Annotated in this window: 14 protein-coding genes; 9 read left to right on the forward strand and 5 right to left on the reverse strand. The window is 41.5% G+C overall.

All coding sequences use genetic code 11. From position 1 onward, the window contains the following. Positions 1–88: 88 nt before the first annotated feature. Positions 89–2,944: a VPS10 domain-containing protein gene (locus tag G529_RS0106310; protein WP_026914739.1), complete on the forward strand. Its 2,856-nt coding sequence runs from the start codon at positions 89–91 to the stop codon at positions 2,942–2,944. A gap of 12 nt (positions 2,945–2,956) precedes the next feature. Continuing rightward, positions 2,957–3,475, forward strand: a complete 519-nt coding sequence (locus tag G529_RS0106315) for a GNAT family N-acetyltransferase (RefSeq protein WP_026914740.1) — start codon at positions 2,957–2,959, stop codon at positions 3,473–3,475. A 1-nt stretch (position 3,476) separates the two neighbouring features. Here the strand turns inward: G529_RS0106315 and G529_RS0106320 are convergent, their stop codons facing one another. The 3 genes from G529_RS0106320 to G529_RS0106330 are packed head-to-tail and all read right to left on the reverse strand — an operon-like array spanning position 3,477 to position 5,206. Next, positions 3,477–3,767 carry a chaperone modulator CbpM gene (locus G529_RS0106320; RefSeq protein ID WP_026914741.1) on the reverse strand — a complete coding sequence of 97 codons (291 nt, stop codon included), beginning with the start codon at positions 3,765–3,767 and terminating at the stop codon, positions 3,477–3,479. Next, positions 3,764–4,693, reverse strand: coding sequence for a DnaJ C-terminal domain-containing protein (locus G529_RS0106325; protein ID WP_026914742.1), 930 nt, complete (start codon positions 4,691–4,693; stop codon positions 3,764–3,766). The genes G529_RS0106320 and G529_RS0106325 overlap by 4 nt, the downstream gene beginning before the upstream one ends. A gap of 3 nt (positions 4,694–4,696) precedes the next feature. Further along, on the reverse strand, positions 4,697–5,206 hold the full coding sequence (locus tag G529_RS0106330) for a DinB family protein (protein ID WP_026914743.1): 510 nt from the start codon (positions 5,204–5,206) through the stop codon (positions 4,697–4,699). Between the two features lie 268 nt (positions 5,207–5,474). On the opposite strand from G529_RS0106330, the gene G529_RS0106335 reads away from it, so the two are divergent. The 6 genes from G529_RS0106335 to G529_RS0106360 all read left to right on the forward strand — a co-directional run bounded on the left by G529_RS0106335 (position 5,475) and on the right by G529_RS0106360 (position 11,678). Beyond that, positions 5,475–6,191 (forward strand): succinate dehydrogenase cytochrome b subunit, encoded by a 717-nt coding sequence (locus G529_RS0106335; protein ID WP_026914744.1) that lies wholly within the window; start codon positions 5,475–5,477, stop codon positions 6,189–6,191. Between the two features lie 3 nt (positions 6,192–6,194). Then, positions 6,195–8,198 carry a fumarate reductase/succinate dehydrogenase flavoprotein subunit gene (locus tag G529_RS0106340; RefSeq protein WP_026914745.1) on the forward strand — a complete coding sequence of 668 codons (2,004 nt, stop codon included), beginning with the start codon at positions 6,195–6,197 and terminating at the stop codon, positions 8,196–8,198. A gap of 59 nt (positions 8,199–8,257) precedes the next feature. Further along, the gene (locus G529_RS0106345; RefSeq protein ID WP_026914746.1) at positions 8,258–9,001 is read left to right on the forward strand and encodes a succinate dehydrogenase/fumarate reductase iron-sulfur subunit; all 744 of its coding nucleotides are present in this window, start codon (positions 8,258–8,260) and stop codon (positions 8,999–9,001) included. Between the two features lie 86 nt (positions 9,002–9,087). Then, complete coding sequence (locus tag G529_RS0106350) at positions 9,088–10,230, forward strand: methionine aminotransferase (RefSeq protein WP_026914747.1); 1,143 nt, start codon at positions 9,088–9,090, stop codon at positions 10,228–10,230. After that, a complete protein-coding gene (gene pdeM, locus G529_RS0106355) occupies positions 10,187–10,867 on the forward strand; it encodes a ligase-associated DNA damage response endonuclease PdeM (protein WP_340139879.1) in 681 nt (226 codons plus the stop codon). The genes G529_RS0106350 and pdeM overlap by 44 nt, the downstream gene beginning before the upstream one ends. A 13-nt stretch (positions 10,868–10,880) precedes the next feature. After that, on the forward strand, positions 10,881–11,678 hold the full coding sequence (locus tag G529_RS0106360; protein WP_026914749.1) for a hypothetical protein: 798 nt from the start codon (positions 10,881–10,883) through the stop codon (positions 11,676–11,678). Here G529_RS0106360 and G529_RS0106365 read toward each other — a convergent pair. Then, positions 11,675–13,030, reverse strand: a complete 1,356-nt coding sequence (locus tag G529_RS0106365; RefSeq protein ID WP_026914750.1) for a dihydrolipoyl dehydrogenase family protein — start codon at positions 13,028–13,030, stop codon at positions 11,675–11,677. The genes G529_RS0106360 and G529_RS0106365 overlap by 4 nt on opposite strands. Before the next feature lie 26 nt (positions 13,031–13,056). Then, positions 13,057–13,458, reverse strand: coding sequence for a DoxX family membrane protein (locus G529_RS0106370; protein WP_026914751.1), 402 nt, complete (start codon positions 13,456–13,458; stop codon positions 13,057–13,059). Between the two features lie 139 nt (positions 13,459–13,597). Between G529_RS0106370 and mfd the strand changes: the two genes are divergently transcribed. Beyond that, positions 13,598–16,975 carry a transcription-repair coupling factor gene (mfd, locus tag G529_RS0106375; protein ID WP_026914752.1) on the forward strand — a complete coding sequence of 1,126 codons (3,378 nt, stop codon included), beginning with the start codon at positions 13,598–13,600 and terminating at the stop codon, positions 16,973–16,975. The last annotated feature ends 106 nt before the right edge of the window (positions 16,976–17,081 follow it).

The following is a 17,081-nucleotide window of genomic DNA, read 5'->3' on the forward strand; positions in this document are numbered from 1 at the left end:
AAGAGATTTGACTCCAAAAGCCATTAAAGCCGTTTAAAATTTTAGGTATGCGCGGGTTTTGCTATTTTTAAGCACTACAATATCAATTATGAAAAAAACTTACCATTTTCTTGGTGCTTTTTTAATAGGGATCTCTCCTATTATTGCACAACAAACTGCCACAAGCGGAGAAGCTTTACAGGAAGGCTTCGAACAAAAGCAGGAACTTAACCAGCAATCTATTGTTAAGAACATTCCGCTGCAAAACATTGGGCCTAGCGTGATGAGTGGCCGTATCACCGATTTCGCGGTAAATCCTAAAGATCCAACCGAGTTTTATGCGGCTTACGCAACCGGCGGTCTTTGGTACACCAATAACAACGGGATCTCGTTTACGCCGGTAATGGACAACAGCCCTTCGCAGAATATTGGTGATATCGCTGTTGACTGGAATTCTGGAACTATCTGGGTTGGAACCGGGGAAGTGAATGCCTCTCGTTCTTCCTATGCCGGGATAGGTTTACTGAAGTCGGCAGACCAGGGAAAAACCTGGGAATTCATGGGACTTCCAGATTCTCACCATATCAGCCGGATTCTCATCAATCCTGAAAATCCCGATGAGGTGGTAGTGGGCGTCACCGGTCATTTATATTCCAGCAACCAGGAAAGAGGAATTTACAAAACCAAAGATGGTGGTAAAAACTGGAACAAAAACCTTTTTATCAATGAGCAAACCGGGATCATCGATGTAGCGGTAAATCCTGAAAACTATAATGAAATGTACGCGGCGGCCTGGGACAAGGATCGTAAAGCTTGGGATTTTAGAGAAAGCGGGAAGAACAGCGGAATTTATAAAAGCACCGATGCCGGGGATAGCTGGACAAAAATTTCTACGGAAGCTTCCGGGTTCCCAACGGGCGAAGGAGTAGGAAGAATTGGACTATCTGTCTACGACTCCAATACGATCTACGCCATCGTGGATAACCAGGATCGAAGAAAGTCTGAAGGCAAAAAATCTTCAGAAAAAAACGGACTCCAGAAAGATGATTTCAGAAACATGAAAAAATCTGCTTTTCTAAAGCTTGACGATAAGGAGCTGGAAACATACCTGCGATCCAATGATTTTCAGAAGAAATATTCCGCAGAGAAAGTGAAGGAATTGATCCGGAAAGATGAGGCAAGACCTCAGGATCTGGCCACGTATCTCGAAGATGCCAACACCCAGCTTTTTGATACTCCGGTGATTGGAGCTGAAGTTTATAAAAGTACCGATGCCGGGAAAACCTGGAAAAGAACTCATGAAGACTACCTGGATGACCTTTATTATAGTTATGGTTATTATTTCGGGATGGTACACGTAGATCCTCAGGATGAAAATGCGATCTATATATATGGAGTGCCAATTTTAAAATCCAAGGATGGCGGGAAAACCTTTACCTCCATCGATGCTCAGAATGTGCATGCAGATCATCACGCTTTATGGATCAATCCGGAAAAAAGCGGACATCTTATTGATGGAAATGACGGCGGAATCAATATTTCCTATGATGACGGTGAAAACTGGGTGAAGAACAACTCCCCTTCAGTTGGACAATTCTATACGGTCAATGTAGACAATGAAAAACCTTATAATGTCTATGGCGGTCTTCAGGATAACGGCGTTTGGGTAGGACCACACACGAATACTGAAGGCAATGGCTGGGCCGCTTCCGGAGATTACAACTACAAAAGTATCATGGGCGGTGATGGAATGCAGGTGGAGATCGATTCCAGGAATGCAGATATTGTATATACCGGGTTTCAGTTTGGAAATTATTTCAGAATAAACAGGGAAACTGGCGAACGTCTATACATACATCCTAAACACGAATTGGGCGAAAGTCCTTATCGTTACAACTGGCAAACGCCTATTCTTTTATCTTCTCATAACCAGGACATTTTATATATGGGTGGAAATAAACTGATGCGCAGTATGGATCAGGGAGAAACCTGGACCAGTATTTCCAAAGATCTTACCGGTGGTGGCAAAGAAGGGAATGTTCCTTATGGAACGCTGGCCACCATTGCTGAGTCTCCATTTCAATTCGGAAAACTTTATACTGGAAGTGATGACGGATATATCTACGGAAGTGACAATGCCGGGGCAGACTGGAAATTATTAAGCGCTAATCTTCCGCAGGACCTCTGGGTTTCGCGTGTGATCGCTTCTGAACATTCTAAGGATCGCGTTTACGCCAGTTTAAATGGTTACAGGTTTGATGATTTCAAGCCTTATGTATATGTGTCTGAAGATTCCGGAGAAAACTGGAAAGACATCAGCGCGAACCTGCCAACCTCATCTGTAAATGTAATTCGAGAAGAGCCCACAAATGAAAATGTGCTTTATTTAGGAACCGATAATGGGCTGTATGTAAGCCTGGATCGCGGTGATAGCTGGCAGGCATTCAGCACCAATTTTCCAAATGTAGCAGTTCACGATCTTAGAGTTCAGGAAGAAGAACAGGATCTGGTAGTGGGAACTCATGGACGCTCGCTTTATATCGCAGATATTTCTGCCATTGCCGCCATGAACATGGACGATATCAAAAGTGCACTAACGGTTTCTTCGGAAAAGGAAATCAGATTTAGTAACAGATGGGGGAATTCCTATAATAAATGGACGGATCCTTACACTCCAGAACTTGGGTTCACCTATTATACTTCGAAGAAAGGGAATGGCACCCTGAAGATCCTGGCAGAGGATGGAACTTCCCTGCAAACAATGAATGTGAAGGCAGACCAGGGTTTTAACACCGGAACTTACGATCTTAGTATTACCGAAGATGCTGCGAAAAAATTAGAGAAGGCTGATAAAATCAGTATTTCGAAAGCTCAGGATGAGAAATTCTATATTCCGAAAGGCACCTATAAAATGGTGCTTGACCTGAATAGGGCTACTACCGAATCTACTTTTGAAGTAAAATAATAACCTGGCTAATTGGGAGAATTTCGAAGTTTTGAGTCCGATCGATTATTGTTGAGACCTATGTCTCTGGATGATGATGCCTTTATTCTCGAGCTTTATAATTCTCCCAAATGCCTTCAGTTTATAGGTGATCGCAATCTTCAAAATACTGAGGATGCGCGATTATATATAAAAGATAAAATGTTGTCTCAGTTACATCGACTGGGCTTTTCCAATTATTGCGTGATACGAAAAGTTGATCATGCGAGGCTTGGAGCCTGTGGCCTGTATGATCGGGAAGGACTGGATGAAATTGATCTGGGTTTCGCTTTTCTTCCGGAGTACGAAGGAAAAGGCTATGCTTGTGAAGCTGCTGCCGCTTTGGTCGATGCTACTAATAACGTTTTTAATTTGCAGGCGCTTCAGGCAATTACTAGAAAGGATAATTTTGGATCTCAAAAATTACTGCAGAAATTAGGCTTTAGCCACATCAGGAATATCCAGATTCCGCGTGATCCGGCAGACCTTATGCTTTATCGTATGGAATTCTAGATTATTCGTAGAGACCTAATCTGTTTTTTAGCATGATATTTTCAGATTGTAATCGCTCTACCTTACCCAGGAGATGACTAATCGCTTCAAGTCCCTGCACATTAATTTCAAGCTCCTTATGCAGCCGGCGCATTTTTTCAAAGCGGGCAAGATGATCACAATGAATATATTCAGTTTCCTGTACCGTTACGATCTCAATGATTCCGCTATCCTTTAGTGATGTGACAAATTGCCGTTCCACCTGGTAACGTACACAAATTTCCTCTGCCGGGATTAAATCTTCCTCTTTCATAAGCCCGTATTTTTAAGTTTCTGGAACAGCTCCTTCTGTTCCTCTGTTAAGTTCTTCGGAATGTCCACCTGGTAAGTGATATAGAGATCGCCATATTGATCTTTCTGCTTATACTTTGGAAAACCTTTCCCTTTCAATTTCACCTTACTCCCGTTTTCGGTTGCAGGTTTAACTTTCAATTTCACTTCGCCATCAAAGGTTTTTACAGTGATCTCTCCTCCAAGAATTGCCGTGGTTAGCGCGATCCTTTCTGTAGCATAAAGATGCTCTTTTTCTCTGCGGAAGTTGGTATCATTTAAAACCTGAAACGTGATAAACAGGTCACCTTTTGGACCACCCTGTACTCCCGGGCCTCCATGACCCTTTATTTTAATTGTCTGGCCGTTTTCAACACCTGCAGGGATGGTTAGCCTTATGGATTTGCCATTTACAGTAAGCGTTTGCTTTTGATCTTTGTAGATCTCACTTAACCGCAACTGCAGCTCTGCATTAAAATCCTGACCTTTAAAATGTGCGCCTCTATTGGCTCCCTGCGCCCGGGCTCTTCCTCCAAACATCTGCTCAAAAAAGTCTGAAAATGTATCGTCTTCAAAATTTCCTGAATATGACTGCTGGCCACCGCCCTGAAAACCTCCACCAAAGCCACCTCCAAATCCACCAGCTGCCTGCTGTTGTCGTCTGGCTTCCTCGAATTGATCGGCATGTTTCCAGTCTTTCCCGTATTCATCGTATTTCTTACGCTTTTCTGGATCACTCAATACCTCGTGAGCTTCGTTGATCTGCTGGAATTTTATCTGGGCTTCTTTATCATCCGGGTTTAGATCTGGATGGTACTTCCTGGCGAGCTTGCGATAAGCCTTTTTGATATCTGCCTGAGAAGCCGATCTTTCCAGTTCCAGCAATTTGTAATAATCTATAAAGTCCATGCTCTATGCTTTAAATACACCAGTATCCGGTTCAGTTCTATTTAACTGACTTTCTATTAGACCGATCTGTCCCAGGTGATAAATATCATGTTGAAGGATTCCCAGAATAAGATGCTCCATATCATATTCCCGACCGCTAACCATCACTGAGAGATAGGAATCATCTGGCTTTTCCCGCAAGGCTTCGTAAATCCTGCATTGCGCTGCCACCAGGTTTCTCTTGAGTTCCTCCCACTCTTCTTTGTTGTGGATCTTGATTTCCGGCCAGTCCATTTCAGAATCTATTGTGATATCAAAATCATCATTGTTCTGTAATTTTTCGTGAACGAATTTTTTCCAGCAAATAAGATGAGCGACAATTTCTGCAACGCTATGTGAATCTGGAACACAGGTTTTATAACCGATGATGTAGGGTACATTTTCCAGTTTTCTCATAAGGGACTGCCCGAACCATGGGTCTCCCTCAAAAGTTTCAGACAATTTCCGGATCAATTCCTCGGTTCTTTTTTTCATAAATTTTTTAGTGAAAAGTGAAATTACAAAATTTTGATATGGAGCTTCAGTTAAGCTTTTGCTAAAACACTAAGTATCATCCACGGTTTCAATTTAACAATCGTTGAAATTCAATTTCCAAAAGCCGCTGTAATTCAAAGATTCAACAAATTATAAAGTACTTTAAATTAAGTCTAAATAGACTGGAAAAAGCTTTGTAAAGCTTGTTAAAAATTAGAATGAAGCGTATTTTTGTTGCACTTATATAAAAAAATAATTCTAAACATTTATGGCGAAATCTGCGCTTTTAAAGTCATCACTGGCAAAAAAATACTGGATGGCTTTCACCGGCCTTTTTCTGTGCCTGTTTTTAGTAGGTCACTTATTTGGAAATCTGCAACTTTTACTACCCGTTAGTGAAATGGCAAAAGACCAGTTCAACGAATACGCGTTATTCATGACCACCAATCCTGCGGTTAAAGTGTTATCCTACGTCACGTACATTAGTATCATTTTTCACGCAATCGATGGATTACTATTAACAATCCACAATCGCAAGGCAAGACCACAGGGATACGTTAACTTCAAACCATCTACGAACAGTAAATGGTCTTCAAGAAACATGGGGATTTTAGGAACTGTGATCCTCGCTTTTATTGTTATCCACATGAGCATGTTCTGGGCAGAAATGAAGTTTGGAGGTCTTGATGATACTTTATACACCACGGCAAACGGCGAAGAAGTAAAGGATCTTTATACCCTTACGATCAAAACCTTTCAGGACGCGCAATACGGTCTTCTATGGGCGATCGCTTACGGAGTAGCAATGCTGGCGATAGGTTTTCACCTGTCTCACGGGTTTGCAAGTGGATTTCAATCACTTGGTGTTAATCATCCTAAGTACAATGGATTTATCAGAAAAACAGGTTATGCCTTTGCGGTTTTAGTACCACTCGCATTCGCTGTTATTCCTTTTTATATTCATTTTGTACTAGAAAAAATTTAAGCTATGGGAATATTTGAATCAAATGCACCTAAAGGCCCATTGGCAGAAAAGTGGGTTAATCATAAAAACGATATCAATCTGGTAAATCCTGCGAACAAGCGTAATATAGACGTGATCGTAGTAGGTACAGGACTTGCCGGGGGAAGCGCAGCGGCAACGCTTGCAGAACTTGGATATAATGTAAAAACATTCTGCTACCAGGATTCTCCACGTAGAGCTCACTCGATCGCAGCTCAGGGAGGTATCAACGCAGCGAAAAACTACCAGGGAGATGGTGACTCGGTTTACCGTCTGTTCTACGATACTATTAAAGGTGGAGATTATCGTTCCAGAGAATCCAACGTTTATCGTCTGGCTGAAGTATCTGGGAACATTATCGACCAGTGTGTGGCGCAGGGAGTACCTTTCGCCCGTGAATATGGTGGATTGTTGGATAACAGATCTTTTGGTGGAGTACTTGTATCAAGAACTTTTTACGCAAAAGGGCAAACAGGACAGCAATTACTGCTGGGAGCCTATTCTGCAATGAACCGCCAGATCAACCGTGGAAAGATCCAGACCTTCAACAGGCATGAAATGCTTGATGTGGTAAAGGTGAATGGGAAAGCTCGCGGAATCATCGCAAGGGACCTAGTTACAGGAAAACTGGAAAGACATTCAGCACACGCTGTGGTAATCGCTTCGGGAGGATATGGAAATGTATTTTTCCTGTCTACCAATGCGATGGGAAGCAACGTGACGGCAAGCTGGAAAATTCATAAAAAAGGAGCGTATTTCGCAAATCCTTGCTTCACTCAAATTCACCCAACATGTATCCCGGTTTCAGGAGATCATCAGTCAAAACTGACCCTGATGTCTGAATCACTTCGGAATGATGGTAGGATCTGGGTTCCGAAGAAAAAAGAAGATGCTGAAGCGATTCGTGCCGGAAAGAAAAAACCGACAGAACTTTCAGAAGAAGAAAGAGATTACTACTTAGAAAGAAGATATCCTGCTTTTGGTAACCTGGTGCCGCGTGATGTTGCATCCAGAGCAGCTAAAGAACGTTGTGATGCAGGTTTTGGAGTAAATAAAACCGGAGAAGCGGTATACCTGGACTTTAGCTCGGCTATCATGAGATATGGTAAGGAAGCTGCTACTACCAGAAAACTGGATAATCCTTCAGACGCAGATATTAAGAAACTAGGAAAGGAAGTTGTAGAAGCCAAATACGGTAACCTTTTCCAGATGTATGAAAAGATCGTTGATCAAAATCCATACGAAACGCCAATGATGATCTACCCGGCGGTACACTATACCATGGGTGGTGTCTGGGTTGATTATAATTTACAAACTACTATTCCTGGTTGTTTCGCAATTGGTGAGGCTAACTTCTCAGATCACGGAGCAAATAGGCTTGGAGCTTCTGCATTGATGCAAGGTCTTGCAGATGGATATTTTGTGCTGCCTTATACTATTGGCCACGCGCTTTCAGAAGATATTAGAACCGGAAAGATCCCAACTGATACTCCTGAGTTTGAAGCGGCGGAAAATGAAGTGAGAGCACAACTGGAAAAACTGATCAATACCAAGGGAACAAAATCTGTGGATCATTTCCATAAGATTCTTGGGAAGATCATGTGGAACAAAGTAGGGATGGCCAGAAACGCTACTGGTTTAAAAGAAGCGATCTCTGAAATCCAGGCTTTAAGAGAAGAGTTCTGGAAAGATGTTAGAGTTCCTGGAACTGCAAACGAAATGAATGCTGAACTTGAAAAAGCAGGGCGTGTGGCAGATTTCCTTGAACTTGGAGAACTTTTCGCAAAAGATGCGCTACACAGAGAAGAGAGCTGTGGTGGTCACTTTAGGGAAGAACACCAGACTGAAGAAGGAGAAGCGCTTAGAGATGACGAGAACTTTATGTACGTAGCGGCGTGGGAATATACCGGGAAACCGGCCGATGCCATACTTCATAAGGAAGAACTTGATTACGAGGATATCGAAGTAAAAACAAGGAGTTATAAATAGATTTGAGATCTGGGATTCTTTTCGAACAATCTCATTTCTAATTATTCAATACTAAAAGTATGAACCTTACATTAAAAATATGGCGTCAAAAAAACGCCGAAGCAAAAGGAAAAATGACCACTTACCAGGTTTCCGACATTTCTACGGATATGTCTTTCCTGGAAATGATGGACGTGCTGAATGAACAGTTGATCGCTAAAGGTGAAGAACCTGTAGCTTTTGATCATGACTGTCGTGAAGGTATTTGTGGTTCATGTAACCTGCAGATCAATGGAGAGCCGCACGGTCCAGACCGTGGAGTGACCACCTGCCAGTTGCATATGAGAAAATTTAAGGATGGGGACACGATCGTGATCGAACCATTTAGAGCAAAAGCTTTTCCTGTAATTAAAGATTTAGTGGTAGACCGTACCTCATTTGATAGAATTCAGCAGGCTGGTGGATATATTTCTGTAAATACTTCAGGAAATACGCAGGATGCGAACTCTATCCCGGTAGACAAAGAAAGTGCAGACATGTCTTTCTATGCTGCTACCTGTATTGGTTGTGGTGCCTGTGTTGCTGCATGTAAAAATGCGAGCGCGATGTTGTTCACCTCAGCCAAAGTGAGTCAGTTTTCATTATTACCTCAGGGTGAGGTTGAAGCAGACCGTCGAGTACTGGCCATGGTTGAGCAAATGGATAAAGAAGGTTTTGGTAACTGTACGAACACAGGGGCCTGTGAAATTGAATGTCCAAAAGGAATTTCTCTTGAAAACATCGCAAGAATGAACAGAGATTACCTGAAAGCATCGGTGAAATAAACCATTGCATCAAGATAAACACAGATCCCGGGCTAGTTTAGTCCGGGATTTTTTATACATTAAAATCAGTAATTGAAATACTCGATATGAAGCTGGAATCAAAACTACCGGGAACTAAAGCAAGCATATTTTCTGTGATGAGCAGGATGGCCATGGAACATGATGCCATTAATCTTTCCCAGGGGTTCCCGAATTTTGAAACAGATCAAAAGCTTAAGGATTTAGTGACAAAGGCTATGAATGATGGTTATAATCAATATCCACCTGATGCCGGGATCATGGAGCTGCGCGAGTTAATTTCTCAAAAATTCAATAATCTCTACGGAAGGTATTACAAACCGGAAACTGAAATCACGATCACTTCAGGAGCTACGGAAGCCTTATATAACAGCATTACCGCTTTCGTACAGAAGAATGACGAAGTTATTGTACTGAAGCCGGCTTACGATTCCTACGAGCCATCCATTAAACTGGCAGGAGGTACACCAGTACTAGTGCAACTAAAGGGTAACGATTATCAGGTCGACTGGGAAGAAGTGGCCAGTGCCATTACGAACCGTACCAGAATGATTATCATCAATACTCCACATAATCCAACTGGCACGGTACTTTCAGAAGAAGATATGCTCAAATTGCAAGGTCTTCTGAAGGACACGAATATCATATTACTAAGTGATGAAGTGTACCAGCACTTGATTTTTGATGGAACAATCCACCAAAGTGCTTCCAGGTTTCCAGGACTTGCAAAAAGAAGTATCATCTGCGGCTCCTTTGGAAAGACTTTCCACAACACCGGCTGGAAAACCGGGTACTGTGTAGCACCAGCAGAATTGATGAAAGAGATAAGGAAAATTCACGAACTCACTACATTTTCTGCAAATCATCCTATGCAAAGGGCTTATGCAGAATATCTGAAGCAACCTGAACATTACCTGCAACTGGCAGCATTCTATCAGGAAAAAAGAGATACTTTTTTGAAGCTGATTTCCGGTTCAAGATTTAGTAGCAAACCATCGAAAGGCACTTATTATCAATTACTGGATTTTTCAGAAATAACCACAGAAAAAGATACCGATTTCGCTGAGAGACTGGTAAAAGAGCATCAACTTGCCGCGATCCCGGTTTCAGTATTCAATATTAACGAGAAAGATCACTCGCAGCTTCGCTTTTGTTTTGCAAAGACCAATGAAACACTGGAGAAAGCAGCCGAAATCTTATGTTCACTTTAGCATGAATATAAATATTCGAATCCTTACCCAGGACTTTGTTTTGCATCCACTCGGCGTGATTTACTGGCCAGAACAGGAAATACTACTGGTCGCAGATGTACATCTTGGAAAAGTGACTCACTTCAGAAAACATGGAAGCGCAGTGCCTTACCAGGCGATCGTAGAAAACTTTGACAGGCTGGACCGAATTCGGAAAGACTTTGATCCGGAACATATTATTTTCCTGGGAGACCTGTTCCATTCTTCTCTCAATATGGAATGGCAGATCTTTTCAGAATGGATATTTTCCATAGATAATCAGGTACATCTTGTTGCCGGGAACCACGATATTATATCTCCCCTGCGGTACCAGGAACTGGGAATACAGATTTACCAGGAATTACGTATCGATAAATTCATACTCACGCATCACCCTGAAGAACACGCAGGTTTCTTTAATATTTGCGGTCATATTCATCCCGGTTATAAATTGTTTGGATTTGGGAGACAAATGCTTAAACTTCCATGTTTCTACAAAAGCGCTAACCAAATGATACTTCCGGCCTTTGGTGAATTTACCGGGAACTATTTTATGGAACCTGAGGATGGAGATCGTATATTCGCCATTACTGGCAAAGAAGTGATTCCAATTCAATAACGCCCCCATTATTATGATCAAGAAACTAGCTGTAGCCAATTTTATTTCTGTAATTATCACCATCGCCTTTACTTATTACACACAAACAGGAAATATCAACGGCAGGACGATTGGAGAAATTAGTGAACAGTATTCCAATTTATTTACACCTGCCGGCTACGCTTTTTCGATTTGGGGATTAATTTTCCTATCGCTGGTTGTTTTTAGTGGTTATATGCTTGTCCAGGCCTTTGGTAATGGCAAACACACGGAATTTATCAAAAATTCGAAATTCTGGTTTGTTCTGGCAAATATTGGTACCTGTTTATGGAGTATAGCCTGGCTGTATGATTTTCCAGGATTTTCAGTAGTGATCATGTTTCTGATCCTTGCGAAATTATGTAAGATCATCATCAATACTGAAATGGAACTTACCGATCCACCTTTTAAAATCATCGCATTTTACTGGTGGCCTATTTGCCTGTATTCCGGTTGGATCGCAGTTGCAGCGATTGCCAATACCGCGGCCTGGTTAAAAGAAACTGGCTGGGAAGGGGCATTTTTATCCGAAGTGCAGTGGACCCTGGTTATGATTCTGGCAACGGTGATTTTAAATATTATGATGATTTACCGCAGGAATATGCGCGAGTTTGCGGCAGTTGGAGTCTGGGCACTTATCGCCATCTATGTAAAGCAAATTGGAGCCTATGATATCATCGCATATTCCGCTGCAGCAGGTGCAGTTCTTATATTTCTGAACATTTCCTACCACGGCTTTATAAATAGAAAGCAGCAGCCTTTATATAAATTGATGAAAGGAGATAACGCCTAGATCATCGATTTGATATCGCTGGACCAACTTGGATACGTAAAGATCATTCCTTTCAAAGTAGAACAATCCAGTTTACCGCACATCGCCATCACGAACATATTAATGGTTTCACTAGCTTCGTTACTTACCAGGTGAGCACCAAGCACCAGTCCTGTCTTATTATCCACGAGGGTTTTGTACGCATAAACATCATCATTGATCCTTTTGGCATTGAACCATTCTGGAGCATTCTTTGCCTCTACCCTAAAATCATAACCTTTTTCTCGTGCTTGCTTTTCATTTAATCCTACGGAAGCCAAATTAGGAAGTGTAAATACAACGGAAGGTTGAGGCGGATAATCATATTCATGAGGTCTGTCCAGATCCATGATATTGGCCGTTACTACCCGTGCTTCTTGGGAAGCAAGCGGTGTTAACGGTAAACCTTCACTGGCAGAAACATCTCCACAGGCATAGACATTAGGATTGGATATACTCTGAAGGTTTTTATTCACCAGAACTCCTTTTTTCGAGAATTCTACATTTCCTTTTTCCAGTTCGAGTTCATCTATGGAAGGAACACGACCGGCAGCATTTACAACACACCTCGCCTTTAGTTCTATTTTTTTACCTTTTTGGTCTGCAGTGACGCGATAATTCTTCTGGAGTTTTTCAATTTCTTCTACCCTGGCATTCATCACGAATTTGATTCCCAGACTTTCAGAGCATTCCTTTAGATATTTTACCATATCCTGATCAAAGTTGCTCAATGGAGCTTCTTCCCCATCAACAATAGTCACGTCAACTCCACAACGTGCGGCGATATGAGCGAATTCCATTCCTATATAACCGGCTCCTATAAAAATCATACTCTCTGGCAATTCGTCTAACTCCAGGAAGTCATCACTGTTAATAGCGAGATCCCGACCTGGGATTGGTAATTCCAAAGGTTTCATTCCTGTTGCAATAACGAGTTTATCGAACTTCACAGTTTTGCCTTCTACGGAAATTGTAGACTCATCCAGAAACTTTGGAGATTGGTGATACATTTTGATTCCCAATTTCTCCAGGTCCTTTTCGGTAGCTGCCGGCACGGCATCCACGAACTTCTTCTTGAAATGCTGTAAATCTTTCCAGCTGATTTCCGGCATTTCTACAATCCCGTTTCCAACCATTTTTTGAGCACGGTTAAGAATTTCTGTAAGCCCTACAAGAACTTTTTTGGGATCGCAGCCTCTATTGGCGCAGGTACCACCAAATTCACGATTATCGGCAATAGCCACTTTCAAACCAGCCTGCACACATTCCTTGGCGACACTTTTCCCGGCAGTTCCGGTTCCAATAACAAATACATCAAATTTCTCGATTCCCATAATGATATTTCTCTACTTCTAATTCTTTAATTGATTTTCTTACTGGCTATTAAGCTCCACTTGTCATTTTCCTGAAAATAGATCAGGAAAAATATATACAGAGCATATACCATCTGGGTGCTGACTGCACCCCAATCTTCCTTAAATGCACTGCCGGCTATTAAGACGATCATTAATAGCGCGGAAGCTGTCAGCGCTTTTTGAGTATAAAGTCCAAGCAACAACATAATGCCCAAGATTAATTCAACAATAGGAATTGCATAAGCGAAAGGGATTACTAAAAACTCTGGCAGCATGCTGCCTTCAAAACCTTTTAAGATGCCCTGAGCAAAACCTTCCAGCTTTGGCAGCCGAACCAATCCATGAATTCCAAAATTGACTCCAAGAGTGATCCTGGCAAGATAGTACGCCAGCTTCTTATGATGCATGTCTAATTTTCAGGGGAAGTTATAGAAAGCTCTGCGGTTCTTGTGTTATGAATTTGGTAAAATCCAACGTATGCTATTTAATCGTTAAAAATGAGTCATCTGGTTGTAAGGCAGCACTCTTGAAATTATATTTGCGGCAATGAGTACAAAACTTATCGCCCAGAATTTTGCACAATCCCCCCAACAACGGGAATTGCAAAATGCTCTTGCCTATTCTGAAAATAAAACTTCCAACATTCACCTCAAAGGCCTTGTTGGTTCTGCCCTTTCTTTTGTGACTGCGGAAGCTTTCAATAAAATTGAAAGACCGTTTTTACTAATTTTCAATGACAAGGAAGAAGCAGCCTATTACCTCAATGATCTTGAACAGCTTGTAGGTGAAAAGAATGTTCTTTTCTACCCGGGTTCTTACCGAAGACCTTACCAGATTGAGGAAACAGACAATGCCAACGTCTTATTACGTGCTGAAGTGCTCAACCGCATTAACTCACGTAAGAAACCTGCGATCATTGTTACCTATCCAGATGCGCTCTTTGAAAAGGTCGTGACACGGAAAGAACTTGATCGTAGCACCCTGAAAATTGCTGTAGGCGATGAGCTTTCTATCGATTTTGTCAACGAAGTATTATTCGAATACCAGTTCAAGCGAGTGGATTTTGTAACTGAACCAGGAGAGTTTTCGGTTCGAGGTGGAATTATAGATGTCTTCAGTTTTAGTCATGATGAACCTTATAGAATTGAATTTTTTGGCGATGAAGTAGACAGTATTCGAACTTTCGATGTGGAAACTCAGCTTTCCACCGACAAAAAGAAAAAGATTTCAGTCATGCCAAATGTTGAGAACAAACATCTCAACGAGGTTCGTGAAAGTTTTCTGAAATATATTTCCCCGAATACCGCGGTATTTATTAAAAACCTGGATTTACTTTCTGCTCAGGCAGACAAGCTTTTCAGTAAAGCGAAGGAAGCATTTGAGAAACTTTCAGAAGATGTACAACACAGTGAGCCCTCAGAATTGTTTGCTAATGGCGAACTCATCAAAAAACAATTGCTGGAATTTACAGCGATAGAACTTAGTAACACGGCATTTCTCCAGCCTAAAACTGAAATCCAGTATCACACAAAACCGCAACCTTCCTTTAACAAACAATTCGACCTGCTTATTGAGAATCTGGTAGAAAACCAGGAAGCCGGTTATAAGAATTTCATTTGCTGCGTTAGCGATCAGCAAGCGCGAAGATTCAAGGATATTCTGGAGGACCAGGATCAAAAAGTAGATTATCAGACTCCTGTTTTTTCAATGTTCCAGGGTTTTATCGATGATGATTCTAAAATGGTTTGCTACACAGATCACCAGATCTTTGAACGTTACCATAAATTTAATCTGAAGAACGGATACGCGAAAAAACAGGCGATCACGCTGAAGGAGCTTACCAATCTTGAAGTTGGGGATTATGTAACGCATATTGACCACGGGATTGGGAAGTTTGGCGGGCTCCAGAAGATCGATGTGGAAGGGAAAAAGCAGGAAGCGATCAAATTAATATACGGGGAGCGCGATATTCTCTATTTGAGTATTCATTCTTTGCATAAGATCTCTAAATTTAATGGTAAAGACGGGAAGCCGCCCAAGATCTACAAACTGGGAAGCAACGCCTGGAAAAATCTGAAGAAGAAAACCAAAGCCCGGGTCAAGCACATTGCTTACGATTTAATCAAACTCTACGCGAAGAGAAGACTTGAAAAAGGGTTTAAATATGATCCTGACTCCTATCTTCAGCATGAACTGGAAGCTTCGTTTATGTATGAAGACACGCCAGATCAAAGTTCGGCAACCGCTGCGGTGAAGGAGGATATGGAAAGTGAACGTCCTATGGACAGGCTAGTATGCGGGGATGTTGGCTTCGGAAAGACTGAAATTGCCATTCGTGCAGCTTTTAAAGCTGTTGATAACAACAAGCAGGTCGCAGTACTTGTTCCAACCACCATACTTGCTTTTCAGCATCACCAGACCTTTTCAGAAAGACTGAAGGATTTTCCGGTGAGAATAGATTATCTAAACCGTTTTAGAACTGCCAAAGAGCGTAAGGAAACTCTCGCTGATCTTGCCGAAGGTAAGGTAGATATCATTATTGGAACACACCAACTGGTTAGTAAAGCAGTAAAATTTAAAGATCTTGGTTTATTGATCGTTGATGAAGAACAGAAATTCGGGGTTGCGGTAAAAGATAAATTAAAAACAATTCGTGAAAATGTAGATACCCTTACCCTTACGGCGACGCCAATTCCAAGAACATTACAATTTAGTTTGATGGCAGCGCGAGATCTATCTACGATCACGACTCCACCGCCAAACCGTTATCCTATAGAAACGAATATCATCCGATTTTCAGAAGAAATAATTCGTGATGCCGTATCCTATGAGATTCAGCGTGGCGGACAGGTTTTCTTTATTCATAACCGGGTAGAAAATATCAAAGAAGTTGCCGGTATGATCCAGCGACTCGTTCCCGATGCGAAAATTGGAGTTGGTCATGGCCAGATGGAAGGTAAAAAGCTGGAAAAACTGATGCTAAGCTTTATTAATGGTGAATTTGATGTACTGGTATCTACAACCATCGTGGAAAGCGGACTCGATGTTTCTGAAGCAAATACCATATTTATTAATAATGCGAATAACTTCGGACTTTCAGATCTCCACCAGATGCGTGGTCGAGTTGGAAGATCCAACAAAAAGGCATTTTGTTACTTCATCACTCCGCCATATTCAGCAATGACCGAAGATGCGCGTAAAAGAATTACTGCATTGGAGCAATTTTCAGAATTGGGAAGTGGATTTAATATTGCCATGAAAGATCTTGAAATCCGTGGTGCCGGAGACCTTCTTGGAGGAGACCAAAGTGGTTTTATCAACGACATTGGATTCGACACCTATCAAAAGATCCTGAATGAAGCGATTGAAGAACTTAAAGAAAATGAATTCCGTGATCTTTATGCTGAAACAGAAGACGTGGAGCTCAAGGATTTTGTCAAGGACACGCAGATAGACACCGATTTCGAGTTATTATTCCCAGATGATTATATTAATAATATCGCGGAAAGACTGAATTTATATACCAAGTTAAACGAACTTTCTACGGAAGAAGGCCTGCAGAAATTTGAAGCAGAACTGGAAGATCGGTTTGGTGAATTGCCTACCCAGGCGGTCGATCTTTTAAATTCGGTTCGAATCAAATGGATCGCTGCCAAGATCGGTCTGGAAAGAGTGGTGCTGAAAAAGAATAAAATGGTGGGCTACTTTATCGCAGATCAAAACTCAAGATTCTATCAAACAGCGAATTTTACGAAGGTATTGCAATACGTGCAAACACATAAGCAAAACTGCACCATGAAGGAGAAACAAACCCGAAACGGATTGCGCCTCTTACTTACTTTTGACAGGATAAATTCCATCGATAAAGCTTTAAAAGTACTTGAGCCTTTGGATTTTAGAGAACGAAAAGAAGAATTGGCGTAAAGCTTGCAAAGAACAGATTAGATTTTATAATATTGAGCCGGCATGAATTTAACCTTCACGCTTATCGTGACATGCTCATTTCAATAGAAAATTGCTTAAGAGGTTT

Origin of the sequence: Christiangramia portivictoriae DSM 23547, from assembly GCF_000423045.1 — a bacterium.
Classification (GTDB): Bacteria; Bacteroidota; Bacteroidia; order Flavobacteriales; family Flavobacteriaceae; genus Christiangramia; species Christiangramia portivictoriae.